Source organism: Nocardioides carbamazepini, from assembly GCF_024614185.1.
GTDB classification, from domain to species: domain Bacteria; phylum Actinomycetota; class Actinomycetes; order Propionibacteriales; family Nocardioidaceae; genus Nocardioides; species Nocardioides carbamazepini.
On the sequence record NZ_JAHTLF010000016.1, the window covers coordinates 298,202 to 321,432 of the forward strand.

General features: G+C 71.7%; 24 protein-coding genes. 17 read left to right on the forward strand and 7 right to left on the reverse strand.

What is annotated here, in order from left to right:
- Window positions 1–27 precede the first annotated feature (27 nt).
- From KVF89_RS14205 to KVF89_RS14280, 16 genes are all read left to right on the forward strand, one after another.
- Window positions 28–1,158: an acyl-CoA dehydrogenase family protein gene (locus tag KVF89_RS14205; RefSeq protein ID WP_257426400.1), complete on the forward strand. Its 1,131-nt coding sequence runs from the start codon at window positions 28–30 to the stop codon at window positions 1,156–1,158.
- Window positions 1,155–1,529, forward strand: coding sequence for a hypothetical protein (locus KVF89_RS14210; RefSeq protein WP_257426402.1), 375 nt, complete (start codon window positions 1,155–1,157; stop codon window positions 1,527–1,529). The genes KVF89_RS14205 and KVF89_RS14210 overlap by 4 nt, the downstream gene beginning before the upstream one ends.
- Window positions 1,526–2,248, forward strand: a complete 723-nt coding sequence (locus KVF89_RS14215) for an SDR family oxidoreductase (protein WP_257426404.1) — start codon at window positions 1,526–1,528, stop codon at window positions 2,246–2,248. Before KVF89_RS14210 ends, KVF89_RS14215 begins: the two co-directional genes overlap by 4 nt.
- Window positions 2,235–3,761 carry a class I adenylate-forming enzyme family protein gene (locus tag KVF89_RS14220; RefSeq protein WP_257426406.1) on the forward strand — a complete coding sequence of 509 codons (1,527 nt, stop codon included), beginning with the start codon at window positions 2,235–2,237 and terminating at the stop codon, window positions 3,759–3,761. The genes KVF89_RS14215 and KVF89_RS14220 overlap by 14 nt, the downstream gene beginning before the upstream one ends.
- A gap of 74 nt (window positions 3,762–3,835) precedes the next feature.
- On the forward strand, window positions 3,836–4,966 hold the full coding sequence (locus tag KVF89_RS14225) for a thiolase C-terminal domain-containing protein (RefSeq protein ID WP_257426407.1): 1,131 nt from the start codon (window positions 3,836–3,838) through the stop codon (window positions 4,964–4,966).
- Window positions 4,963–6,132: a thiolase C-terminal domain-containing protein gene (locus tag KVF89_RS14230; protein WP_257426408.1), complete on the forward strand. Its 1,170-nt coding sequence runs from the start codon at window positions 4,963–4,965 to the stop codon at window positions 6,130–6,132. Before KVF89_RS14225 ends, KVF89_RS14230 begins: the two co-directional genes overlap by 4 nt.
- 11 nt (window positions 6,133–6,143) lie before the next feature.
- Window positions 6,144–7,094 carry a Zn-ribbon domain-containing OB-fold protein gene (locus KVF89_RS14235; RefSeq protein WP_257426409.1) on the forward strand — a complete coding sequence of 317 codons (951 nt, stop codon included), beginning with the start codon at window positions 6,144–6,146 and terminating at the stop codon, window positions 7,092–7,094.
- Window positions 7,091–7,897, forward strand: a complete 807-nt coding sequence (locus KVF89_RS14240) for an enoyl-CoA hydratase/isomerase family protein (RefSeq protein ID WP_257426410.1) — start codon at window positions 7,091–7,093, stop codon at window positions 7,895–7,897. Before KVF89_RS14235 ends, KVF89_RS14240 begins: the two co-directional genes overlap by 4 nt.
- A gap of 66 nt (window positions 7,898–7,963) precedes the next feature.
- Window positions 7,964–8,809, forward strand: a complete 846-nt coding sequence (locus KVF89_RS14245; protein WP_257426412.1) for a cyclase family protein — start codon at window positions 7,964–7,966, stop codon at window positions 8,807–8,809.
- A 16-nt stretch (window positions 8,810–8,825) separates the two neighbouring features.
- Window positions 8,826–9,368, forward strand: a complete 543-nt coding sequence (locus KVF89_RS14250) for an acetyl-CoA carboxylase biotin carboxyl carrier protein (protein WP_257426413.1) — start codon at window positions 8,826–8,828, stop codon at window positions 9,366–9,368.
- Between the two features lie 3 nt (window positions 9,369–9,371).
- Window positions 9,372–10,739 (forward strand): acetyl-CoA carboxylase biotin carboxylase subunit, encoded by a 1,368-nt coding sequence (locus tag KVF89_RS14255; protein ID WP_257426414.1) that lies wholly within the window; start codon window positions 9,372–9,374, stop codon window positions 10,737–10,739.
- The gene (locus tag KVF89_RS14260; RefSeq protein ID WP_257426415.1) at window positions 10,736–12,223 is read left to right on the forward strand and encodes a hydroxymethylglutaryl-CoA lyase-like TIM-barrel protein; all 1,488 of its coding nucleotides are present in this window, start codon (window positions 10,736–10,738) and stop codon (window positions 12,221–12,223) included. Before KVF89_RS14255 ends, KVF89_RS14260 begins: the two co-directional genes overlap by 4 nt.
- 93 nt (window positions 12,224–12,316) lie before the next feature.
- Entirely contained in the window at window positions 12,317–12,754 is a 438-nt protein-coding gene (locus KVF89_RS14265; protein ID WP_257426417.1) for a MaoC family dehydratase, read from the forward strand.
- 86 nt (window positions 12,755–12,840) lie between these two features.
- The gene (locus KVF89_RS14270) at window positions 12,841–13,884 is read left to right on the forward strand and encodes an LLM class flavin-dependent oxidoreductase (RefSeq protein WP_257426418.1); all 1,044 of its coding nucleotides are present in this window, start codon (window positions 12,841–12,843) and stop codon (window positions 13,882–13,884) included.
- Complete coding sequence (locus tag KVF89_RS14275) at window positions 13,884–14,723, forward strand: mycofactocin-coupled SDR family oxidoreductase (RefSeq protein WP_257426420.1); 840 nt, start codon at window positions 13,884–13,886, stop codon at window positions 14,721–14,723. Before KVF89_RS14270 ends, KVF89_RS14275 begins: the two co-directional genes overlap by 1 nt.
- Window positions 14,724–14,725: 2 nt before the next feature.
- Window positions 14,726–15,202, forward strand: coding sequence for a 2,4'-dihydroxyacetophenone dioxygenase family protein (locus tag KVF89_RS14280; protein WP_257426421.1), 477 nt, complete (start codon window positions 14,726–14,728; stop codon window positions 15,200–15,202).
- A 43-nt stretch (window positions 15,203–15,245) separates the two neighbouring features.
- Here the strand turns inward: KVF89_RS14280 and KVF89_RS14285 are convergent, their stop codons facing one another.
- From KVF89_RS14285 to KVF89_RS14295, 3 genes are read right to left on the reverse strand one after another with little or no spacing between them, the layout of a single operon-like run.
- Window positions 15,246–15,920: an EthD domain-containing protein gene (locus tag KVF89_RS14285; RefSeq protein WP_257426423.1), complete on the reverse strand. Its 675-nt coding sequence runs from the start codon at window positions 15,918–15,920 to the stop codon at window positions 15,246–15,248.
- A 7-nt stretch (window positions 15,921–15,927) separates the two neighbouring features.
- A complete protein-coding gene (locus tag KVF89_RS14290) occupies window positions 15,928–16,692 on the reverse strand; it encodes an enoyl-CoA hydratase/isomerase family protein (protein WP_257426424.1) in 765 nt (254 codons plus the stop codon).
- 4 nt (window positions 16,693–16,696) lie between these two features.
- Entirely contained in the window at window positions 16,697–17,494 is a 798-nt protein-coding gene (locus KVF89_RS14295; protein ID WP_257426426.1) for an SDR family NAD(P)-dependent oxidoreductase, read from the reverse strand.
- Between the two features lie 108 nt (window positions 17,495–17,602).
- Between KVF89_RS14295 and KVF89_RS14300 the strand changes: the two genes are divergently transcribed.
- Window positions 17,603–17,803: a hypothetical protein gene (locus KVF89_RS14300; RefSeq protein WP_257426427.1), complete on the forward strand. Its 201-nt coding sequence runs from the start codon at window positions 17,603–17,605 to the stop codon at window positions 17,801–17,803.
- Window positions 17,804–17,817: 14 nt separating this feature from the next.
- Here the strand turns inward: KVF89_RS14300 and KVF89_RS14305 are convergent, their stop codons facing one another.
- The 4 genes from KVF89_RS14305 to KVF89_RS14320 form a co-directional block, all read right to left on the reverse strand.
- Window positions 17,818–20,694, reverse strand: a complete 2,877-nt coding sequence (locus tag KVF89_RS14305) for a PKD domain-containing protein (RefSeq protein WP_257426428.1) — start codon at window positions 20,692–20,694, stop codon at window positions 17,818–17,820.
- 120 nt (window positions 20,695–20,814) lie between these two features.
- The gene (locus tag KVF89_RS14310) at window positions 20,815–22,248 is read right to left on the reverse strand and encodes an exopolysaccharide biosynthesis polyprenyl glycosylphosphotransferase (protein WP_257426434.1); all 1,434 of its coding nucleotides are present in this window, start codon (window positions 22,246–22,248) and stop codon (window positions 20,815–20,817) included.
- Window positions 22,245–22,748: a glycosyltransferase gene (locus tag KVF89_RS14315; RefSeq protein WP_257426436.1), complete on the reverse strand. Its 504-nt coding sequence runs from the start codon at window positions 22,746–22,748 to the stop codon at window positions 22,245–22,247. Before KVF89_RS14315 ends, KVF89_RS14310 begins: the two co-directional genes overlap by 4 nt.
- Complete coding sequence (locus KVF89_RS14320; RefSeq protein WP_257426438.1) at window positions 22,745–23,194, reverse strand: UDP-N-acetylglucosamine--LPS N-acetylglucosamine transferase; 450 nt, start codon at window positions 23,192–23,194, stop codon at window positions 22,745–22,747. Before KVF89_RS14320 ends, KVF89_RS14315 begins: the two co-directional genes overlap by 4 nt.
- Window positions 23,195–23,231 lie beyond the last annotated feature (37 nt).

Genomic DNA, 23,231 nt, shown 5'->3' on the forward strand with positions numbered 1-23,231 from the left:
TCGAGCCCGGCAAGAAAGGCCCCGCCCATGATCACCGAGCCCGCGAGCGCGCGCGACCACGCCGAGGTCAGCGCCCTGGTGCGCGAGGTGGCGGCCACGACGTTCACCTCCGAGAAGGTCCGGGCCGCCGCCGCCACGGCGCTCGGCTTCGACGAGGTCGCCTGGAAGCAGCTCGTCGACCTGGGGTGGCCGAGCCTGGCGCTCGACCCCGCGATCGGGGGCGCGGGCATGGGCACCTTCGTCCAGTGCCTGGTGCACCGCGAGCTCGGCGCCCGGCTGGCCCCGTCGCCGTACCTCGCGTCGGCCGGGCTCGCGTCGGGCGCGCTCGTGTTGCTGGGGGACGACCGGGCGACCGACCTGCTGGCTTCCCTCGGCGCCGGGACACGCACCGCGGCGCTCGTGCTCGGGCACGGACGCGGATGGCCGACCGACGACGGGCCGGCCGGCCTCACCGCCACCGAGACGCCCGCCGGCTGGATCGTGGACGGACGCGCCGAGCTCGTGCTCGACGGTGCGCGGGCCGATGTCCTCGTCGTGGTCGCCCGGACCGCGGATGCCTGGGGCCTCTTCGAGGTCGACGCCCGGATCGGGGCGGTCAGCAGGACGCCGGCTGCCACGGTCGACGCCACCCGGGCCCTGGCCGACCTGCAGCTCACTGCCGCTCCGGCCCGGTGTCTTCGGAGCCGCCCGGTCACGACCGACGAGGTGTCCGGCCTCGTCGACCGGATGGCTGTGCCGCTCGCTGCCGAGATGGCCGGGGCCGCCGTCGCCTGCCTCGAGCAGACCTTGGAGTACCTGCGGACGCGCCACCAGTTCGGCCGACCCATCGGCTCCTTCCAGGCGCTGAAGCACCGGTGCGCCGATGTCGCCGTCGCGCTGACGGTGGCGCAGGAGATGGTCTTCGCCGCGGCGGAGATGGTCGACGCGGGCGACGTCGCCGGCCTCCGCATCGCCGGGCCCCTCCTGCTCGCCCGGTCCGCCGAGGTGTTCCTGCACGCAGCCGAGGAGGCGATCCAGCTGCATGGCGGCGTCGGATTCACCGACGAGGTCGACGTCGGCCTGTACTACAAGCGTGCTCTGGTCGACGGCGAGCTCCTCGCGCCGGTCGCCGACGCCTACGCCCGGCTCGACCTGGTCCGTGCGGAGGGGGCGGCGTGACCGTCGTACTGCGCACGCCCGCGATCGACGACCCGGCTCTCGACGCCCGGGGCGTGCGGGCGGCCCTGCTCGTCGCCTTCGGGCAGGTGCAGAAGGCGATCGGCGCCGACGAGGACATCGTCGTGGTGGTCCCGGCCGCCGACCTTCTCGGCCACCGGGGACCGGCCCGGGCGGCCCTGGTCGGCGGTCTCGTCGGCATCGTCCGCGCTGTCGCCTTCGAAGGGGCGCGGCCCGGCTGGCGGATCAACGCGCTCGCCCTCCCGGACGAGGTGGACCTCAGCGACGACACCGCCGTGGAGCGGGTCCCTGACGGCCTGAGCGGTCAGGTGGTCACGATGGGCACGGCGTTGATCGGGAAGGTGGCGCCATGAGCACTCGCACCGCGCTGGTCACCGGCGGAGCACGCGGCCTCGGGCTCGCCATCGCCCGGGTCCTGGCCGAGCGGGGTCATGCGCTCCTGCTCGTCGACCGTGACGACGCCGTCGTCGCGGCTGCGGAGGAGCTGGCGACCGACGGCCACCGCGCCCGGGCGGTCGTCGCGGACCTCACCCACGACACCGGTCTCGCGAGCGTCGTGGCGGCTGCCGCGGATGCTGGGGGAATCGACGTCCTGGTCAACAACGCGGGGATCACGCGGGACGCGCGGCTTCTGAAGATGACACCGGAGGACTTCGCGGCCGTCATCGACGTCAACCTCGTGGCGCCGATGCGGCTGGCCGAGGCACTCGCCGAGCACCTCCGCGAGGGTGCGTCAGTGGTGAACATGAGCTCACGAGCGGCGCTCGGCAACTTCGGCCAGACCAACTACGTCGCCTCCAAGTCGGGTCTCGTCGGCTTCACGCGCGGTCTCGCGCTCGCATGGGCGCCGCGGGTCCGCGTCAACGCGGTGGCACCCGGCCTCATCGACTCACCGATGAGCCGCGCGATGCCCGAGGACGTGCTGGTCGGGCTGGTGAACAAGATCCCGGCCGCCCGCATCGGCGAGGCCGACGACGTCGCCCGGGCGGTCGCGTTCCTCGCCTCCGATGACTCCTCCTACCTGACGGGTCAGGTGCTGACCGTCTGCGGCGGGCGCAGTGTCGCCCCGTGACGGCGTCCTCGGCCTGATCCTCGCGGTCGCGCGCACCAGCCCCGGCCACGTGGCCGTGGTCGATGCCGACGGCACGCCCACGACGTACGGCGCGTTGGTGGGGCGGTCCGCGCGACTCGCTCATCACCTCGTCGGGGTCGGTCTCGAGCCGGGGGACAGGGTGGCCGCCTGGCTCGACGACGGCGTGCCGTACGTCGAGCTCTACCTCGCGGCGGCGATGGCGGGTCTGGTCGTGGTGCCCGTGAACGCGCGGTACACCACACACGAGGCACGTGCCCTCATCGTCGACAGCGAGCCGCGCGCGGTGGTGTGGAGCTCGGCACGCGACGGCGCGGTCGAGGACCTCGCGGACGTGTTGCCGCAGACACGGCTCCGGGTCGGCGGCGGACCGCCGCCCCTCCTCGCGACCGACCGGGCGGAGGTGGTCGCTACCGGGTCGACCGCGCCGCTGTCGAGGGCGGGCGCCGACGACCTCTACGTCATCGGCTACACGAGCGGGACCACCGGCACACCGAAGGGCGCCCTCCTCACGCACCGGTCTGTCGTCGCCGTCGCGCGCCAGCACCGAGCCGCGTACCGGCTCGCGCCGCGCAGCACCATCGCGATGACCGGTTCGATGTCCTTCGTGTCGGTGGTCCCGGCCCATGTGCTGACCCACCTCGCCATAGGCGGCACGGTCGTCTTCCTCGGTCACTGGGACGTGCCGCACCTGGCAGCGGCGGTCGACCGGCACCGGGCGACCTTCACCTACCTCCCCAGCCCGGTGCTCGGCGACTTCGCGCGACACGCGGCCCGGGCTCCTGAGCGCTGGGCGTCGCTGACCACGATCCTCCACTCCGCGTCGAAGGCCGCGGCGGACAGCCTGGCCGCCGTGGTCGACGTGGTCGGGGACCGGCTGATCGAGGGCTGGGGGATGACGGAGAACTCGGGAGGGCTCATGACGGCGACCTCCGCGTCCGACGCCGGCGATCCGGTCCTCCTCGAGACGGTGGGGCGGCCGATCGACGGCTACGAGGTCCGCGTCGTCGACGACGAGCTGTCCGTCCGCGGTCCCGGGCTGGCGTCCGGCTACTGGCGCCGGCCCCGGGAGAGTGCCGCGGCCTTCAGTGAGGGCTGGTTCGCCACCGGCGACATCGGCTCGGTCGACGAACGCGGCTACGTGACCCTTCTCGAGCGGCGCACCGACCTCGTCGTCTCGGGCGGCATGAACGTCTACCCCGCGGAGGTCGAGGGAGTGATCGACACGGTGCCCGGCGTCGTCGAGGTCGCCGTGGTCGGTGTTCCCCACCCGCGGTGGGGACAGTCTGTGGTCGCGGTCGTCGTGCCCGGGACCGACGCCGGGCCGGACCTCCGTGACCGGGTGCTGGCGCGGTGTCGCGAGCGTCTCTCCGGCTACAAGAAGCCGACCGACGTGCTGTTCGTGGACGCCCTGCCACGGACGGTCGCGCTCAAGGTCTCGCGTGCCGCCGTGCGTGCTGCCGCGCTCGAGCGACTGTCGCTGGGCGCCGGCTGACTCAGCCCGACCGAGGCCCTCAGGCGTCAGACCGGTTCTTGATTTTCTACCAAACGTAAGGTTGAATCTCCGTCATGATGAACACCACTACCCGGCGGGTCGCGGTGGTCAACAGTGCCCAGACGGTGCTGTCGCCCGCCTGGCCCGACCGCCAGCACATCGACCTGATCTCCGAGGCCGTCGCGGGTGCCCTGAAGGGCACCGGGCTCCGCATCGAGGACGTCGACTTCGTCATCGACTCGGGTAGCGACTTCCTCGACGGCCGCAGCATCTCTAACTGCGGTTTCCTCGGCGCGATGGGCGCGCACCACAAGGAGGAGTCGCGCGTCGAGGAGGACGGTCTCTGGTCGCTCAGCTACGCGCATGACAAGATCGCCGGCGGCAGCGCCAAGGTCGGTCTGGTCATCGCCTACTCCAAGCCGTCGGAGAGCGACGTCCGCAACTTCTGGACGGGGCTCCTCGAGCCGTTCCTCCAGCGCCCGGTCGGTCTCGACCAGTTCAGCGCCGCGGGTCTGTATGCCCAGCGTTACCTCGCGACCGCCGGGCTCAAGGCCGACGACCTGCATGCGGTGAGCAACCGTGCGTGGGAGCGGGCGGTGGCCAACCCGTACGTCGACGTGGCCGAGGTGCCTGGCGACGCCGCGTTCTGGAACGACCCGGTCTCGACGCCGCTGCGTGCCAGTGACCTGGCCCGCCCGGCCGACGGGGCCGTGGCGGTGCTCCTCGCCTCGGCCGACGTGGCCGACCAGGTGTCCGCCACCCCGGTCTGGCTGACCGGGCTCGGGTCGGCGATCGACCAGCACTTCCTCGCGGCGCGCGAGCCCGACGCGCTGCCTGCGTGCGCCGCCGCCACGCGCAGCGCGCTGCGGATGGCCGGGCTCGACGACGTCCGCTCCTTCGACCTGGCGGAAGTCTCCGCGACCTCGACCGTCGGCGAGCTCATGGTGCTCGAGGCCCTCGGCTTCGCCGAGGCCCACCGTGGGCTCGACGCCTATGTCGGGGCCACGACCATCAACGAGTCGGGCGGCGCGCTTCCTGCCGACGTGATCATGGCGACCGGCCTGGTCCGGCTGCACGAGGCGGCGTCCCGCCTCGCCGGCCGCACCGGATACGAGACGCCGGGCGCCACCAGTGCGCTCGTCCACGGAACGGGAGGCTTCGCCATGCAGAACCACTGCGTCGTGACCATGGAGGTGGCCTCGTGAGCGGGCGTTCGAAGAGCATCGCGATCGTGGGCACCGGCCAGACCGTCCACGCACGTCGTCGCACCGACGTCAGCCAGGCGGGTCTCGCCCGGGAGGCGGTCGTCGAGGCGCTCGACGACGCCGGCCTGACCATGGACGACATCGACAGCGTCATCGTCGCCAGCGGCCCGGCCATGTTCGGGGCGGTCAACCAGCCGGAGAAGTGGCTGGTCGACGCGCTCGGTGCCCGGTACAAGCCGGTCGTCCGCGTGACCAGCGGCGGCGGCACCGGGCTCGCCGGCGCGCTCGCCGGGATGAACCAGATCAAGGGCGGCAGCGCCAAGCGGGTCCTCGTCGTGGCCTACGACAAGCTCTCCGAGGGCCAGCTGCAGGCGTCGATCTCGACCCTCTACGACCCCTTCTGGGGCCGCGAGTTCGCCGTCGGGATCATGGGCTTCTCGGCCGCCTACTGGCACGCGCGCATCAAGCGTCTGGGCCACACCGAGGAGGCGGCCGCGATGGTCGGCGTCAAGAACCGCAAGCATGCGCTGGCCAACCCGAAGGCCCACGTCAAGAAGGAGATCACGGTCGAGGACGTGATGGCCTCCCGTCCGCTCTGTTGGCCGATCAAGGTGCTCGACGTGCCGCCGATCTCCGACGGCGCCTGCGCCGTGATCCTGGCTGCCGACGAGGACGCTCTCTCCATCACCGAGAGCCCTGCGTGGATCCACGGCATGGCCTACTACTGCGAGGCGGACAACGCGGCCGACCGGCAGATGATCCAGTCCGAGCCACTGCAGATCGCGGCGGCCAAGGTCTACCAGGACGCCGGCATCACCAATCCGTTCCGCCAGTTCGACGTGGCCGAGCTGCAGGAGCCCTACACCTGCTTCGAGCTCTCCTACTACGAGGGCCTGGGCCTGTGCCCCGAAGGTGGCGCCGCCGAGCTGGTCGCGTCCGGCGAGACCGCGATGGGCGGCTCGTTGCCCGTCAACCCGTCGGGCGGATGCATGGGAGCCAACCCGATCGGCGCGACCGCGCTGATCCGTCTCGCAGAGGCGGCGATGCAGGTGACGGGCAAGGCCGGGGGACATCAGGTGCCCGGGGCGAGCAGGGCGCTGGTCCAGGCCGGCGGCGGCTGGGCCAATCTCCGCGGCGTCGCCGTGGTCGGCTCCGAGAAGCGATAGAGGAGGACGACATGACTGTGATCCACCAGCCCGAGACCGCTGAGGCGAACGTCGAGACGATGGACTGGATGGCCGCCCAGATCAAGATGCCGTACACACTGACCCCGGGTCAGGCAACGGGCATCTTCCTCGCCGAGCTCGCCGGGCGCCGGTTGATCGGCTCGCGGCACGGCGACGAGCTGATCGTGCCGGCCCAGGACTTCAGCGGCACGACCGGCGAGCCGGCGACCGGCTTCGTGGAGGTCGCCCCGGTCGGCACCGTGCAGGCGTTCACCACCGGCGCGACCGGCACCATCGGCATCATCCTCATCGACGGCTCCACGGTCCCCTTCGTGCACCAGCTGCTCGGCGTCGAGCCCGAGATGCTCGAGCTCGGTGCCCGCGTCGAGGCGGTGTGGGCCGACGAGCCCACGGGCGGGATGCTCGACCTCGCCGGCTTCGCGCCGCTCGGGTCGGCGGCCACGTTCGAGCCCAAGGATGATCCGGCCGACCTGGCCGCGGCGTTCGAGAAGGTCGACTACACGATGACCCTCGACTACCGGCACGCCTACGGCCCCTACTACGGAACCCTCTTCGACGGGGTGAAGGACGGCCGTCGGATCCGGGGGGTCAAGTGCTCCGCGTGCCGGCGCACCCTCCTGCCGCCGCGTGCGCTGTGCGACATCTGCCTCGCGCCCACCGCCGAGTGGGTCGACGTCGAGGCCGTCGGCACGGTGCAGGCCAGCTCGGTGGTGCACATCGAGTTCATCGGCCAGCGGCTCACGCCGCCCTACGTGTACGCCGAGATCGTGCTCGACGGGACCTCGACCCGGCTGATCCACATGGTCGGCGACGTCGACCCGGACGTGGCGCAGACCGCGGCCGCCCCCGGCGCCCGGGTCCGTGCCGTGTGGAGCGACCGGCACACGGGCAGCCTCGCCGACATCGACCACTTCGAGCTGCTCCCCGGGGACGAGACGTGACCGCGACCGCGACGCGGGCCGCCACGGACGCGCTCGGCATCGAGGAGCGCGACGGTGTCCTCGAGCTGACGCTGCAGCGTCCGGATGCGATGAACGCACTCAACCTGGAGCTCAAGCAGGCGCTCGCCGACGTGCTGCGCGACATCAGGTACGACGAGTCGGTCCGCGCGGTGCTCCTGACCGGCGCGGGGCGGGCATTCTGCGCCGGTGGCGATCTCTCGGAGATGGACCCGAACCGCACGCCGGAGCAGGCGCGCGTCCGTCAGCACCAGCTGCTGTCGGACGTCTTCGTGCCTCTCGCTCGGACGCCGAAGCCCGTGGTCGCCGCCGTCAACGGCCACGCGCACGGGGCCGGCCTGAGCCTGGCGCTTGCGTGCGACGTGGTCGTCACGTCGGCGGAGGCGCCGATGTCGTTCGGGTACGTGCTCCGCGGGCTGACCCCGGACTGCGGCATCACCTATGTGCTGCCCCGGCTGGTCGGCATGGCTCGGGCCAAGGAGCTGCTCTACACCGGCCGCCGGTTCACCGGTGCCGACGCCGAGCGGATGGGGCTGGTCGCGGAGGCCGTGCCGGCCGGTGACGAGGTCGACCGGGCCCGGGCCCTCGCGGCCGAGCTCGGCAGCGGGGCCACTGTCGCGCTGGGACTGACCAAGCGCATGCTGGACCAGTCGTCGCAGCTGAGCTTCGAGGACCTCGCCGAGGTGGAGGCCTACTCGCAGGCGATCACCAGGGCGACAGCAGACCACGCAGAGGGGATCCTGGCGTTCAAGGAGAAGCGCCGGGCCGAGTTTCGCGGCGCCTGACCCCGACCGAGCAGGAGCCACGCAGCGCCGACGTACGACCGGCGCACCGACGAACGGGAGAAATCGATGACTGGCTGGTCCGGCAGCTTCGCCGACATGACCATCCCCTGGCCCACGACGTCCGACGTCCGGATCTTCGACCTGGCCGTCCGGCTCGAGCCGGGCATGCCCAAGCATCCGTATCACCCGCCGTACAGCTTCGTGCTGGCCAAGAAGCACGGCGACGGCCTCTACCCCGGTGGCATCTCCTCCGCGATGGAGATGATCACCATGGGCGCACACGTCGGCACCCACGTCGACGCCCTCGGCCACGTAGGGCTCGAGGGCATGGTCCACGGCGACCGGCCGATCCTCGATCATCAGTCGTCCACCCTGGGCATCGAGCACGGATCGACCGAGGAGTGCCCGCCGTTGATCGGTCGGGGACACCTGGTCGACGCGGTCGAGCTGTTCGGGCGCGACCTGACCCCTGCCGACGGCATCGGTGTCGCCGAGCTCGAGAAGTGGTTCGCCGATCACGACGAGCCAGGCCCGGGGTCGGTGGTGCTCGTCCGCACGGGGTGGATGCGCCACTGGTCCGACAACGACCGCTACCTCGGGCTCCAGACCGGGTTGCCGGGCATGAAGCGCGAGGGAGCCGAGTGGCTCTCGTCCCGCGGCATCATCGCGACCGGCTCCGACACCGTGAACTACGAGCACAAGCCCGATGTCACCAAGGCCGCGCTCAGCGTGCACCAGCACAACCTGGTGGAGCAGGGGATCTACATCTTGGAGTGCCTCGACCTCGAGACGCTGGCCGAGCACCGGGTCCACGACTTCACCTTCCTCGCGCTGCCGCTCCGCATCGGCGGCGGCACCGGCTCGCCGCTGCGGCCGGTCGCGATCGCCCCCCGCCCCACCGAAGGCTCCTGAGCCGGAACGAGGATCGATGAGCACCACGCCGGACGGCAACGCCGCCGCCTCCACTCTCACTGCCGACGACATCCGACGCGTCCTCGAAGCGCTCGATGCGTCGGGCTGGGACGAGGCACTCATCACCGTGGGTGACCTACGGATCGCTGTGGCGCGCAACGGCGGGTCGCTGCCCCTCGAAGGCACCGCGCCCGCTGCGCCCGCTGTCCCCACCGCCGGCCCGGCGGGGCCGTCGGCGCCGGTCGCACCCGTCGCCGACACGCCCAGCCCGATCCCGGCGTCGGCTCCCGGCGCGTTCACCGCCGACGTGGCGGGCGAGGTCGTCACGGCGCCTTCGGTCGGCGTCTTCTGGCGCGCACCCGAGCCGGGTGCGGCACCGTTCGTGGAGGTCGGTGCGCACGTCGCGAGGGGCGACACCCTGTGCATCGTCGAGGTCATGAAGCTGATGAGCCACGTCGACGCCCCGGTGTCCGGCACGGTCGCCCACGTCCACGTCGAGAACGCCCAGTCCGTGGAGCACGGCGCACCGCTCTTCACCATCGTCCCCGACGGGTCCTGAGCCGTGCGCCGGGTGCTGGTGGCCAACCGCGGCGAGATCGCGGTCCGTGTGGTCCGCGCGTGCTTCGACGAGGGACTCGAGTCCGTCGTCGCGGTCTCGGAGGTCGACCGTGACTCGCTGGCCGCCCGGATGGCCGACGGCGTCGTGCAGATCGGTCCTGCCGCCGCGGCCGAGAGCTATCTCCGCGTCGAGCGGATCGTCGCCGCGGCACTGCACGCGGGATGCGACGCCGTCCACCCCGGCTACGGCTTCCTGTCCGAGCGCCCCGAGCTCGCCGAGGCGTGCGCGGAGAACGGGCTGGTCTTCGTGGGTCCGCCGGGCGACGTCATGCGTCGCTCGGGGGACAAGCTCCGTGCGCGAGAGGTGGCCGACAAGCTCGGCATCCCCACCGGCGGAGGCACGCCCGGTCTCCACTCGCTCCATGAGGCGCTGGAGGCCGCGGAGCGGCTCGACGCCTATCCACTGCTGATGAAGGCGTCGGCGGGCGGCGGCGGCCGCGGCATGACCATCGTCCGCGGACCCGAGGACCTGCGCCGAGCCTTCGAGCGGTCCCGGCTCGAAGCCGAGCGTGCCTTCGGTGACGGCACGCTCTATCTCGAGCGGTTCATCGAGCGGGCCCGCCACGTCGAGGTGCAGGTCCTCGCCGACGCGCACGGCAGCGTCCGTCACCTCGGAGAGCGCGACTGCAGCGCCCAGCGCCGCTACCAGAAGCTGATCGAGGAGGCTCCGGCCGTCGGCCTCGCCGACGAGACCGTCGCGGGACTGCGCGAGTCGGCGGTCCGGCTCGCCGAGGAGCTCGGATACGTCGGAGCCGGCACCATCGAGTTCCTCGTCGACGCGCAGCGAGGCGACTTCATCTTCCTCGAGCTCAACGCCCGCGTGCAGGTCGAGCACCCGGTGACGGAGGAGGTCACCGGAATCGACATCGTCCGCGAACAGCTGAGGATCGCCGCCGGGCGGCCGATCTCCTTCGCGCAGGAGGATGTCACGATCAGCGGGCACGCTGTCGAGTGCCGGATCAACGCCGAGGACCCCGGCCGCGACTTCCTCCCCTCGCCGGGGAGGGTCGACGTCTGGGTCGCCCCCCAGGGCCACGGCATCCGGGTCGACACCTTCCTCCAGCCCGGCGCGGTCGTGCAGCCCCACTACGACTCGATGGTCGCCAAGGTGATCACCCACGCCGCGTCGCGCACGGAGGCGCTCGCCCTGATGGACCGGGCTCTCGCCCGGCTCCGCGTCGAGGGCATCCGCACGACCACCGACCTGCAGCGCGCGATCGTCAGCGACGAGCGCTACCGGTCCGAGCCGATCCACACCCGATGGCTGGAGGACGTCTTCCTCCCCGGGAATCTCCACGAGGGGCAGGCATGAGCACGAACACCGGCGCCGGTCGGCACATCGACTTCGTCGACCAGACGCTTCGGGACGGACAGCAGAGCCTCTGGGGCATGCGGATGCGCGCGTACGAGGCCGCTCGCGCGCTCCCGCACATCGACAGCACCGGCTTCAAGGTGGTCGACCTCACCGGGGCCGGGATGTTCACCGTCCTGCTCCGGTCCTTCCGCGACGACCCGTGGGCGACCACGGACTTCCTGGTCCAGAACCTCCCGAGCAACGTCCGTCGCTCGGGGCTGCGCACGATCTCGGTGATCGGCTTCAAGCACACCCCCGACGCGATCATGGACCTGTGGGTGCAGACGCTCGTCAAGCACGGCGTCACCAGCTTCTGGATCTACGACTGTCTCTACGACATGCCGGTGATGAAGCGGCTTGCCGAGGTCATCCGGGCCGCCGGCGGCACCGCCGCCCCCGCGATCATGTACGGGCTCACCGGAGTGCACGACGACGAGTTCTTCGCCGCGCGGGCCAAGGAGATGGCCTCGTGGGAAGGCATCGAGTCGGTCTATGTCGAGGACGCGGCCGGCGTCCTCACGCCCGAGCGGGCGGCAACGCTGTTGCCGGCCATCCGGGCCGCCGCGGGCGACGTACCGCTGGAGCTGCACTGCCACAACACCACGGGCCTGGCGCAGCACAACTACATCCAGGGCCTCCGAGCCGGGTTCGACATGCTGCACACCGCGTCGCGACCGCTGGCCAACGGCCCGTCGCTGCCGTCGACCGAGAGCATGCTCACCATCCTCGGCAGCCTCGGCTACACGCATTCGCTGGACGAGTCCCAGCTGCCGCCGGTCGCCGACAACTTCCGGGAGGCGGCTCTCGCTGGCGGATACGAGCTCGGGCAGATGGCCGAGTACGACCCGCGCATGTACGACCACCAGTTGCCGGGCGGCATGACGGGGACGCTCAAGAGCCAGCTCGCGCAGCACGGGATGAGTGACCGCTTCGACGAGGTGCTCGAGGAGATCCCGCAGGTCCGCCTCGAGCTCGGCGAGCCGATCATGGCGACGCCGTTCTCCCAGTTCGTCGGCATCCAGGCGCTGCTCAACGTCGTGACGGGGGACCGCTACTCGATGGTCCCGGACGAGGTGCTGCACTATGCGCTCGGTCACTACGGACCGGTGCCGAGCCCGATCGACCCCGACGCCCTCGACCGGATCCTCGCCGCGCCGAAGGCGGCGGAGTACCAGCGATGGGAACGCCCGCAGCCGACGTTGGCCGAGATCCGCTCGCGCTTCTCCTCCGACATCAGCGACGAGGAGCTGCTCCTGCGGTTCATGTGCTCGGACGAGGAGGTCGACCAGATGATCGCGGCCGGCCCGATCCGGACCGACCCGCGCACCACCTCGTCGCGCATCGTCTCGCACATCGAGGAGCTGGTCGCCGAGAAGCGCAGCCTGAACGCGGTGTCGGTGACGTCCGGTGACCTCTCGGTGACCCTGCGCCGGAGATCCTGAAGCCCTCCGCCCTCTCCGGCGCACGTCTCGCCGGCACGGTCGCGCGCCCATGCCGACCTCACCCTGTCCCTGCTCGGCACCTCCTGGAGACGCATGAACACCTACCCCCTCAGTGACCTCGCCGCCCTGGTAGGAACCGAGCTCGGCACCAGCGGCTGGCTGGCGGTCGAGCAGGGCCGGATCGACCTCTTCGCCGACGCAACCGGCGACCACCAGTGGATCCACACCGACCCCGAGCGCGCGGCAGCCGGGCCGTTCGGCTCCACCATCGCGCACGGCTACCTCACGCTGTCGTTGCTGCCCGTGCTGGTGAGTGACGCATTCGCGCTTGAAGGCGTGTCGCGCCGGGTCAACTACGGGCTGGACAAGGTGCGGTTCCCCGCACCGGTCAAGGTCGGCTCGAAGGTGCGGGCCACGGTGACCCTGGTGTCGTACGACGCGGGCCGGATGAAGCTGCGCGTCGTGGTGGAGCTCGAGGGCGGGGAGCGTCCCGCCTGCGTCGCGGAGACCCTCACCGCCCTCTTCACGTGACCTGAGTCACCTTCAGGCATGGACTTCGGCGGCCCGGTGTTCTAAGGTTTTTCAACCAATCGTTTGGCATGTAATAGGAGGTAGTCGTGGGCACGCCCGTGACCTTCGGACTGATCAACACGTTCGGCAATCCATCGGAGTGGCGGCAGCCGTGGCCGCAGCGCTACGCCGCGCTCCTCGAGCAGATCGAGTGGATCGACCGTGAGACCTCGATCGACGGCGTCTATGTGACCGAGCACCACTTCTACGATGACGGCTACATCCCTTCGGCGATGGTGATGTGCGGCGCGATCGCGGCGCGCACCGGGCGGGTCCGGATCGGCACCAACCTCATCCAGCTCCCTCTGCACAACGCCGTGCGGCTCGCCGAGGACGCTCTCGTGGTCGATGCCCTGTCCGGCGGACGGCTGCGCCTCGGCGTCGGCATGGGCTACTACCACCAGGAGTTCGACGGCATGGGACAGCGGCTCGCCGAGCGCGTCAGCCGCACCGAGGAGGGCGTGGCGATCCTGCGCAAGGCGTTCGCCGGCGAGCCGTTCGAGTTCCACGGCAAGCGCTACGACTTCGGGACCATCAAGGTGACGCCCGAACCGGTGCGTCCCGGCGGTCCGGAGATCTGGATGGGTGGGTTCGCGCCGGCCGCGATCGAGCGGGCGGCCCGTATCGCCGACGGCTTCCTCGAGTTCGACCTGGGCACCCACCGGACCTACCTCGACGCCTGCGAGCGACTCGGCAAGCCGAAGGCGGAGCAGCGTCTCAACGTGACCTACTGGGCGATCATCGCCGAGGACCCCGAGAAGGCCTTCGCCGAGGCGGGCGAGCACTGGATGCACCTGCTCAACCAGTACATCCTCCGCGACGCCTACGCCGGCCGGACCCCGCCGCTCACTGAGCCGTACACGGATCCGCAGAAGGCGCTGGCCGACGGCCTGGTCATGCTCGCCGACGGACCCACCGCGATCGAGACGTTCAACGCCGACGTCGCCAAGGGCGCGATCGACATCAACCTGGTCACCATGATGCCGGGCGAGCCCGTCGACCAGGTCACCGAACGGCTGGCGTACCTCGACCAGAAGGTGCTCCCGTTCGTCAACCACACCGAACACCCAGCGGCAACGGAGCGCGACTGATGACAGGCAGGGTCGAGGGCAAGGTCGCCCTCATCACGGGCGGTGCTCGCGGACAGGGGCGCAGCCATGCCCTCCGGCTCGCGGAGGAGGGCGCGGACATCGCGCTGTTCGACTACTGCGGAGACGCGCCGTCGACCGAGTACGACATGGGCACGAAGGAGGACCTCGAGGAGACCGCCGAGCTGGTCCGCGGCCTCGGGCGGCGAGTCGTGTCCGCGGTCGGCGACGTGCGCGTGCAGGCGGACCTGGACGACGCCGTCGCCCGGACCGTGGGCGAGCTGGGCCGGATCGACATCGCCGTCGCGAACGCGGGGATCGTCAGCTGGGGCGCGATCCACGAGATCGGCGAACAGCAGTGGGAGGACACGATCGCGACGAACCTGACGGGTGTCTGGAAGACGATCAAGGCCGTGACGCCGACGATGCTCGCCCAGGGCTCCGGCTCGATCGTCGTCATCAGCTCCGGTGCCGGCATCACCGCTCCCAACAACCTGGCGCACTACGCCTCGGCGAAGCACGGCCTCGAGGGGCTGATGAAGGTCGCGTCGAACGAGCTGAGCCCGCAGGGCGTCCGGGTGAACTCGGTGCACCCGAGCCAGGTCGACACTCCGATGATCATGCACGACAGCATGTTCCGGCTGTTCCGACCCGAGCTCGACAACCCGGGGCGCGAGGACATCGTCGAGATCTCGACCAACCTGCACACGATCCCGATCCCGTGGGTCGATCCGGTCGACGTCTCCAACGCCGTCCTCTTCCTGGCTTCGGAGGAGGCGCGCTACATCACCGGGGTCATGCTGCCGGTGGACGCGGGCGGCTCGATCAAGTCGGTCTACTGACGGTGGAGATCAGCAGGTGGAGCCCGGAGGAGATCGTCGCCGAGGCGGTCGCCTCCGACGAGCGGCTCTGGGTCCCGACCGCGAACCCGGGCGTTCACGTGCGCCCGTTGCTCTTCGACACGGTCCGTGGTGCCTGGGTCAACGTGACCCGGATCCGCACCACCGGTGTGATCACGCGCCACGCCCACCCGTGCCCGGTGCACGCGCTCGTGCTCGAGGGGCAGTGGCAGTACGCCGAGCGGGAGTGGCCGGCACGCGCGGGCGACTACGTCTACGAGCCGCCGGGTGACATCCACACCCTGATGGGCGACGAGGCGGAGTCATTGACGATGTTCTGGATCACCGGCACCCTCGTCGAGCTGGACGAGGACGGCCGGACGACCGGCTACGCCGACGTCTTCACCCGGATCGAGCAGGCGGAGCGGCACTTCGAGGCGGTCGGGCTCGGCGCCGATCATGTCCGGACGTACATCCGCTGACGGGTTCCCGGTACGCCGGTGCCACCAACGCCGGTGCGAGCGCTCAGACGCCGAGGGCGGCGGGGTCGTAGAGAGGGCAGCGCACGCTGGCCACGACTCGCAGGTCGGTGATGAACGGGCCGGCTGCGAGCGTGAACGCGGGCAGCCAGTCGCGGTGGGCGCGGGCGGCGGCGGAGAGGTTCGCGAACCCGAGCTGGAGGAAGGCGCCCCAGTGGGCGTCGTCGTTGAGCGCGGGGGAGACGGCGAGGTGGCTGACGAGCTCGCGGAGCATTCCGTCGGCGGTCAGTCGGAGCTGGAGGTCGGACAGCGCTCCGGCCAGGTCCGCGGGTGCGGCCGCGCCGGCGACGAACGCCGCGACCGACACCGGGGCGGGCTCTCCGAACAGCGCGTGCTCCTCGACGAGCGCCTCCAGCGTGCGGGTCCGGGCGAAGGTGCGGGCTCCGTCCGCGCGGATCGGGCCGCGCACCTCCTCGCCGGTCAGCAACGCCAGGAGCGTCGCGGGATCGGCGCAGGCGATCTCGCCGAGCGCGTCGTACGCGGTCGATGTGCCCGGGAATGCCGCGAGGTCGTCGACCGGGTCGTGGTGGACATAGCGGGTCACGGCCTCGCGGAAGGCCGGTGACTCCAGGGCCAGTCCGCCGTGGGCCCGCCACCGGGCGAGGAACGACCGGCGGGAGGTGCCCGGCAACCGGGACTCGGCATAGAACAGCGTCGTCACGGCTCGGTCAGCCGCCGGTCCCCAGCGCCCGTTCGACTCCGGCGCGGGCCTCCGGGAGGGTCACGAGCTGGCCTGAGAGACCTTGGGCCAGGCGGTAGGCGTCGAGCCACCCCATGGTCTCGTGCTCGACGAACGCCTGCTTCCGGGCTCGGAGGACGGCGCGGCTCTTGGCCGCGATCTCTGCTGCCAGCGCCAGGGCGCGCGGCAGCACCTGGTCGCGCGGCACTGCCGCGTTGAGGAAGCCGCTCGCCAGCAACGCGGCGGCAGGGAGGCGGCGGCCGGTGTACGTCATCTCCCGGATCTGCGCCTCGGGGACGCCGAGGTAGTTGAGGAGGCGCGACGATCCCGCGATCAGGCCGAAGTCGACCTCGGGACAGGCGAATCCGGCGTCCACGGAGGCGACCCGAAGGTCGCACGCGGCGGCGAGCAGCACACCGATGCCGATCGCGTGGCCGCCGATCGCGGCCACGACCGGTGCCCGGAGCGACTGCAGCCGTGGGATCGCCGCGTTGACGACCTCGTACCGCTCCTTTCTGCGCGGCGCGTCCATCCCGCGGAAGTCCCGCAGGTCGGCGCCACCGCACCAGCACCGTGCCGACTCGTCCGCCGCGAGAACGAGGACCGAGATGTCCTCACGGCCGTCGACGTGGTCCACGAGATCCGTCAGTCCCTGGTAGGCGGCGACGTCGAAGGCGTTGACGGGCGGCCGGTCGAGAGTGGCGACGGCGACACGGTCGGCGACCTCGAGCCGGAACGGGCCGAACGCGCTCACCTCCTCAGCCGAGGTCACGACGGTCGGCGACGATCGGGGACGCGGCAGCGATGCCGCCGTCGACGGGGACGACATGCCCGGTCATGTAGCGCGACGCGTCCGAGGCGAGGAAGGCCACCACCTCGGCGATGTCCTGCGGCTCTCCGACGTACGGCGTCAGGCTGTTGCGCAGGTAGACGTCCTTGAACTCCGGCGGCATCCACTCGGTCGTGTTGCGCGTCATCACGAGCGCCGGGGCGATCGCGTTGCAGCGGACGCCGTACTTGCCGTACTGGACCGCGACCGCCTTGGTCAGCTGGATCACCGCGGCCTTGCTCATGCCGTACGCCGACAGGCTGGTCTCCCCGAGCATGCCCGACACCGAGGCCATGTTGACGATGCTCCCGCCGCCTTGGGCGAGCATCCTCGGCAGGACGTGCTTGGTGCAGAGGAACGGGCCGACCACGTTGCCGACGAGGGTCCCCATCAGGACCGAGGTCTCCAGCGCGGCGAGGTCGGGATCCTCCGCGGTGAGCTCCAGCGCGGCCGCGTTGTTGTCGAGGACGTCGATGCGTCCGAACCGGTCGGAGACCTCGTGGACCAGGCTCCTCACCTGGTCCTCGTCGGTCACGTCCACGACGATCCCGTGGGCGTCACCGCCGACATCTCGGATCTCCTTCTCGACCAGCGGCGTGCGCTCGCCGTCGCGGTCGGCGATCACCACGGTCGCGCCGCGCTGCGCCAGCGTGTGGGCGACGCGCTCGCCCATGCCGTTGGCGCCCCCGGTCACGATCGCGACCTTGCCCTCGAACTCACGTGTCACGGTCCAACCCCTTTTAAGCCTGCCGACTGTTTGGTAGAAAACACTCTCGATCAACGTGCGGGATGTGTCAACCGTCCGACGGACCCCGGAGAGCCCGCGAGGAGACTGATGAGCGACGCCTACCTGTACGCCGCCGCGCGCACGCTGTGCGGCAGGTTCGGTGGTGCCCTGTCGGACGTCCGCCCCGACAACTTGGCGGCGACCGCGCTCGACGCGGCCATGATCGCGTCGCGACAGATCGAGACCGGGGACGCGGACCTCGTCGTGGCGGGCCTGTCGATGCCGCGCGGCGTCCCAGCGGGGCGATGACGTACGCCGAGAGGTCAGCTCGGTGCCAGCAGGACGCTGAAGGTGATCGCGGCCGTGCCGCTGGTGTCGGCCGTGGCGGTCAGACCGCCCTGTGGCCCGGCGGGGAGCGGGCCGCCGCTGTCGGCGAGGACCGACGACACGTGGCCCGAGCCGTCGCCGGTGGCACTCGAGCGTCCGACCGCCCCGGGCGGCAGGGTCCAGGAGGTGGTCCCGCCGCTCTTGTCCGCCCAGTAGCTCACCAGCCAGTGCGACCCGTCGGGGGACAGCACGGCCGGGGTCACGTGCGCGGCGCCGCTGCTGGTCTGCACCGCGACCGCGCTGTCCGCGACCGGGGTCGCCGGGTCGTTGCCGCGGTAGCCGACGACGGTCAGCACGCTCTTGGCGTAGCCGCTGGAGGTGACGGTGACCGGGCTGCCCGCGTCCGCCGCCGTGGCCACCCGGGAGTACAGCCGGCCGACCGCCTTCGACCCCGCGATGGCCGTCTCGATCTCGGTCCAGCCGGCGGGCCCGGCGTACGTCGGCGTGGTGGTGTTCGCGACGAAGAACGCCAGGAGCAGGTCGCCGGGTCGGACCGATGCGGGGACCGTCGTGCGGTGGGCGATCCGGTTGCCGCTCGTCGAGTCGGCGGCGACGGCGATGATGCCGCCGGCGCCCTGCGACGGCTGGGCGGTGCGGGTCGTCGTCGCCGTGGCGCCGCCGTTGTCGGTGACGGTCAGGGTGACCGTGACGGCACCGCCGGCCGCGTAGGTGTGGCTGATGGTGGGACCGGCCGTGCTCGTCTGGCCGTCACCGAACGCCCAGGCGTGGCCGGTGACGGAGCCGTCGGTGTCGCTCGAGCCGCCGGCATCGAACGTGCAGGTGAGGCCGGCGCAGGAGACGGCGAACGTCGCCGTCGGCGGCTGGTTCACCGGCGGCGCGACCGGCGGTCCCTGGTAGAGGAAGAGCGCCCGGGACGACCAGCCCGAGCCGGAGGGGTAGATGGTCGTGGCGGTGCCCGAGACGGCGCCGTGGGCGGCCCAGTCGGCCCGGCTCAGCGCTCCGTTGCTGCTCGCGAACCACAGCTTGCCGCCGGCCACGAAGGCGCCCCGCATGCTGCTGTAGCTCACGCCGGTGACCGACGGCACCGAGAAGAGCTGCTGCCCGATGACGCCGGACTCGGGCTCGAACCCGCGACGGTAGAGCGCGGACGAGCCCGACTTCGTGAAGTAGATCCAGCCCCGGTCGTAGAACAGGCTGGTGATCGTGGGGATGTCGCCGTTGTGCCAGTCGTCCTGGTAGACGAGCGCGTCGGCCGCGTTCACGGTCGTCGCGGCGCCGTACGTCGCTCCGTCGAAGGTGCGCCGGGTGAGAGTGCGGTTGGCGTACGCCGTGTAGAGGTCGCCGTTGACCATGAAGGCGCCGACGGCGGTGCCCCAGCCGGTCCCGTTGGGTGCGTTGACGGGCGGTGTGGCCACGCTTCCGTCGAAGCCGCCCCGGACGAGCTGGGATCCGCCGCTCGCCACGCGGAACACGTCGCCGGGCAGCGTGCCGTCCTGCTGCGGGGGCAGCGTGGTGCCCGAGGCGAGGGGGAGGAAGGCGACCCTGCGGTGCGTCTCGCCGGCGAACACGTCGGTGTCCGAGCCGACGAAGAGTCCCTCCGGCGTGGCGAGCATGTCGCGGACGCCCGCGCCCAGGGTGCGCGTCGGGTTCCAGGAGTACGGCATGCCGGTGCGGGTGCTGAGCGCCGCGATGCCCGGCCGGGAGACCGCGCCCTCGTCGGCCGCGTCGCCCCGGGCCGGGTTGTTCTGCCAGCGCATGTGCCCGCCGGTGTAGACGACGTCGTCGGTGACCTCGACGGTCCACGTCGTGTCGCCGCCGGTGTACGCCGTCCAGCTGGGCCGCACGTCCGTGCCCGTCGAGCCCGACTCGAAGCGGGCCACGACGTCGCAGCCGCTGGTGCCGGCCATGCTGCCCGCGAAGCCGCCGTACGCACCGGTCGTGGAGACCACGAAGAAGCTGCCGCTGGGCGAGAACTCGACGTCGGTCATGTAGGTCTCGAACGAGGCGCTGCAGGCCGACTCGAACAAGGTCGTGTAGTACGGCGCGAGGGCGAGGGCTCCGCCCGCGATGTCGAGCACCGCGAACTGGTGGCGGCGGATGCCGTTGACGGTGTCGAAGTTGCCGATCGCCACCAACTTCCCGTTGGCGGGGTCGGTCGCGATCTTCTGCACGTTGGTCACGGTGCCGCGGTGCACGCCCGCGATGACGGCGGTGTAGTACGGGTCGCGGGCTCCGGTCGTCGCGTTGAGCGTGCCGAGCGCACGGCTCGGCTGTCCTTGCAGGTGGGTGAACTTGCCGGCGACCCAGAGCCGGTTGCCCGTCACCGAGACGTCACGGACCTGGCCGTTGATCGTGCCGGGCTGGAAGGCGGCGACCCGAGCTCCCGTGGCGACGCTGGCCTGGTACAGGCGGCTGACGGCGACCGTCGCGCCCCCGGACGTCGCGCTGGTGAACGCGCCGCCGACGTAGACCGACGTGCCGTCGGCAGCCGGTTCGAGGGTGTAGACACGGTCGTTCGGGTTGGGCGCGAAGGTCGTGCTGACCTGGCCGGTGAAGGCATCGAACGCGAACAGGTTCCGGCGCGCGATGTCGGTCGAGCTGCCGGAGCTGCGGACCCGCGTGAACGTGCCGCCGACCACGATCGTGTTGCCGACCCGGGCCATCGTGAAGACGTCCCCGTCCATGACGTGCGGGGTGAAGCCCACGGGGTCGTCGTCAACGATCCGGCCGGTCTGGGGGGCCGGGTTGCCCGTGTCGGCCGCCTGGGCCGGGGGTGGTGCCGCACCGGCGAGAACGGCCCCGACGAGGGCGCCGACGGAGAGCAGGGAGCACAACGTTCTGGACGCGATCACCCACACATCCGACCTGTTTCCGGCCGTCGGCGAATGACCCGTATTGGTGAATTCGCAGGGTCAGATGTGACGAGTCAACGGGTCAGAACCGACGACTCAAGGCACGACGGGGATCCAGGCTCAGTACGCGCCGCGGCCGCTGACGACCGCGCCGGCCGTGCGCAGCAGGATCCGCGCGTCGAGCAGGAGCGACCAGTTGTCGACGTACTGCTGGTCGAGGCGCACCGCGTCCTCCCACGAGAGGTCGGAGCGACCGGAGACCTGCCACAGGCCGGTCATGCCGGGCCTGACGACGAGCCGGTGGCGGTCGTCGGGGAGGTAGGCCGCGACCTCCGCCGGCAGCGCCGGCCGGGGGCCCACCAGGGACATGTGGCCGAGGGCGACGTTGATCAGCTGCGGCAGCTCGTCGAGGGAGGTGCGGCGCAGCCACCGGCCCACGCGGGTGATCCGCGGGTCCTGGTGGATCTTGAACAGTGGTCCGGCGGCCTCGTTGAGGTCGAGGAGGCCGGGCACGGCATCGGCCGCGTCGCAGGACATCGTCCGCAGCTTCCACATCGTGAAGGGGGCGTCGGCCCGCCCGATCCGGGTCTGCCGGAAGAAGGCCGGTCCCGGTGAGTCGAGGCGCACGGCCGCCGCGAGGACCAGGAGCACCGGCGCCAGGAGGAGGAGCGCCACCGTCGCCACGGCCCGGTCGACGAGGTGCTTGACCAGATGGGAGGGGCCGAGGCGGCGGGGAGCTCCGACGTGGAGCAGCGGGAGCCGTTCGCCGACGTCGAGGTGGATGCGGCCGGCCGGAGAGCTGAACAGCCCCGCCCACACGAAGATGGCGACGCCGGCGTCCTCCAGGCACCAGCACAGGCGCTGCAGGTCGGCGGCCGGGATCGCCGGGTCCGGGGCGAGGATCACGGCGTCGGCGCCACTCACCCGTGCCGTCGGGACGCACGCGGCGATCCCGGACACGACGGGGATCCCCGCGAGCGGGGGCCGGTCGCCGGCCTCTCCCGCGGCCACGCAGGCGCCGACCACCACGAACCGCTGCGTCCGTGACTGATGGAGGCGCTCGACCAGGCCGGGCAGGGCGTCGGCGGTGCCGGCCAGCACGACGCGATGGGTCACGCCGCTGAGGCGGACGCCACTGCGAGCCGCCAGCGCGAGGGCACCACGGGCGAGCCCGCCCAGGCCGGCGCTGGCGACGCACACCGTCGTCACGACGCCGGCGGACACCGGGTAGCCGATCGCCTCGGCGGTCAGCAGGGTGGCGGTGGGCAGGACCAGCGCCGCGACCGCGAGACGCCGTCCCCGCGCCGCCAGGTGTCCGGGCAGCTGGTAGTCGCCGGTGGTGGCCACGGCGGCCACCCACAGCGGTACGAACAGGAAGGCCGGCCCCGCGCGCGAGATCGCGTCCGGGACCAGGACGGCCACCAGCACGACGACGGCCGCCGCCGCGGCGTCGGCGAGCGCCAGGACCCGGCCGGTGCGGTGCACCGTCGCCGGGCCGCGCGTCTCCCTGCGCCCGGTCGTCACCGCCGTCGCGCGGGCCGAGAGGACGGTCATCGGTGGACGAGCTCGTCGGCCAGGGCCTCGAAGCGGGCGAGGGTGGGCGAGGTGCGGTGCGCGGCGCGGATGCCGCGCCCGGTGAGGACGGCGAGGGAGAGCCGGGCGGCAAGCTCCTGCTCGTCGTACGCCGTGACGATCAGGCCGGTCCGGGCGAGGAAGCGCGCGAAGCGCTGCTGGTGGTCGTCGACGTGCTCCCCGAGTCGCGGGTCGCGGGGGACCACGACGGGCAGGTGGCCGCGCCCGCGGGCGTCCATGATCGAGCCCGGCCCACCATGGGTCACGACCGCGTCGGCCCGGTCGAGCAGCTCGGTCAGCGCCGCCGGTCCGAGCAGCGGGGCACCGGTGAGCCACGACGGTGGCGGCGTCGCCCCGTGCTGCACGTGGAACCGGAACAGCCCCTGCTCCTGGAGGCGGCCGACCCAGGTGAGGACCCGGTCGAACCGGTGGTGGTCGGTGCCGAGGAAGACCGCGACGAGGGGCGGTGGCTGCCGGGTCACCACAGCTCCCCGACCAGGACCGACGAGCGGTAGAGGCGCTGCTGCTCGGGCCACTGGACCAGGAACAGGTCCGTGGCCGGCCGGCACAGCCGGCCGGTGAGCGTCCGGGTCTCCACGCGGTCGTACACCTCGAGGTAGATCGCCGACGTGTGCCGCCGGTGCCGCAGCCAGAAGTACGGGACCGCGACGGCGGCGCCGGTGGAGACGACGAGGTCGGGGGCGTAGCGGCCGAGGACCGTGCGGGCCTGCACCGAGTTGCGGGCCAGGTTGACCAGGTTGCGGGTGGTCGGGTGATGGGCCCACGTGACGTCCTCGCCCGCCAGCTTCGCGACGGCGTCGGCCGTGTCGAAGGTGACCCAGTGCCGGTCGTGCTTCTCCCACCACGGCCGCAGGCACATCAACTGCGCGAGATGGCCCCCTGAGGAGGAGACGAGCAGCACCCGCATGACGCACTCCCGGAGCTTGGTGGCTGGTGGGCGATCC

What these genes read in the sequence shown, in the direction of transcription:
- KVF89_RS14225 (WP_257426407.1), top strand. Translation starts at nt 3,836, where the DNA reads ATGATGAACACCACTACCCGGCGGGTCGCGGTGGTCAACAGTGCCCAG.
- KVF89_RS14265 (WP_257426417.1), top strand. Translation starts at nt 12,317, where the DNA reads ATGAACACCTACCCCCTCAGTGACCTCGCCGCCCTGGTAGGAACCGAG.
- KVF89_RS14245 (WP_257426412.1), top strand. Translation starts at nt 7,964, where the DNA reads ATGACTGGCTGGTCCGGCAGCTTCGCCGACATGACCATCCCCTGGCCC.
- KVF89_RS14250 (WP_257426413.1), top strand. Translation starts at nt 8,826, where the DNA reads ATGAGCACCACGCCGGACGGCAACGCCGCCGCCTCCACTCTCACTGCC.
- KVF89_RS14275 (WP_257426420.1), top strand. Translation starts at nt 13,884, where the DNA reads ATGACAGGCAGGGTCGAGGGCAAGGTCGCCCTCATCACGGGCGGTGCT.
- KVF89_RS14215 (WP_257426404.1), top strand. Translation starts at nt 1,526, where the DNA reads ATGAGCACTCGCACCGCGCTGGTCACCGGCGGAGCACGCGGCCTCGGG.
- KVF89_RS14310 (WP_257426434.1), bottom strand. Translation starts at nt 22,248, where the DNA reads ATGACCGTCCTCTCGGCCCGCGCGACGGCGGTGACGACCGGGCGCAGG.
- KVF89_RS14320 (WP_257426438.1), bottom strand. Translation starts at nt 23,194, where the DNA reads ATGCGGGTGCTGCTCGTCTCCTCCTCAGGGGGCCATCTCGCGCAGTTG.
- KVF89_RS14260 (WP_257426415.1), top strand. Translation starts at nt 10,736, where the DNA reads ATGAGCACGAACACCGGCGCCGGTCGGCACATCGACTTCGTCGACCAG.
- KVF89_RS14205 (WP_257426400.1), top strand. Translation starts at nt 28, where the DNA reads ATGATCACCGAGCCCGCGAGCGCGCGCGACCACGCCGAGGTCAGCGCC.
- KVF89_RS14235 (WP_257426409.1), top strand. Translation starts at nt 6,144, where the DNA reads ATGACTGTGATCCACCAGCCCGAGACCGCTGAGGCGAACGTCGAGACG.
- KVF89_RS14300 (WP_257426427.1), top strand. Translation starts at nt 17,603, where the DNA reads ATGAGCGACGCCTACCTGTACGCCGCCGCGCGCACGCTGTGCGGCAGG.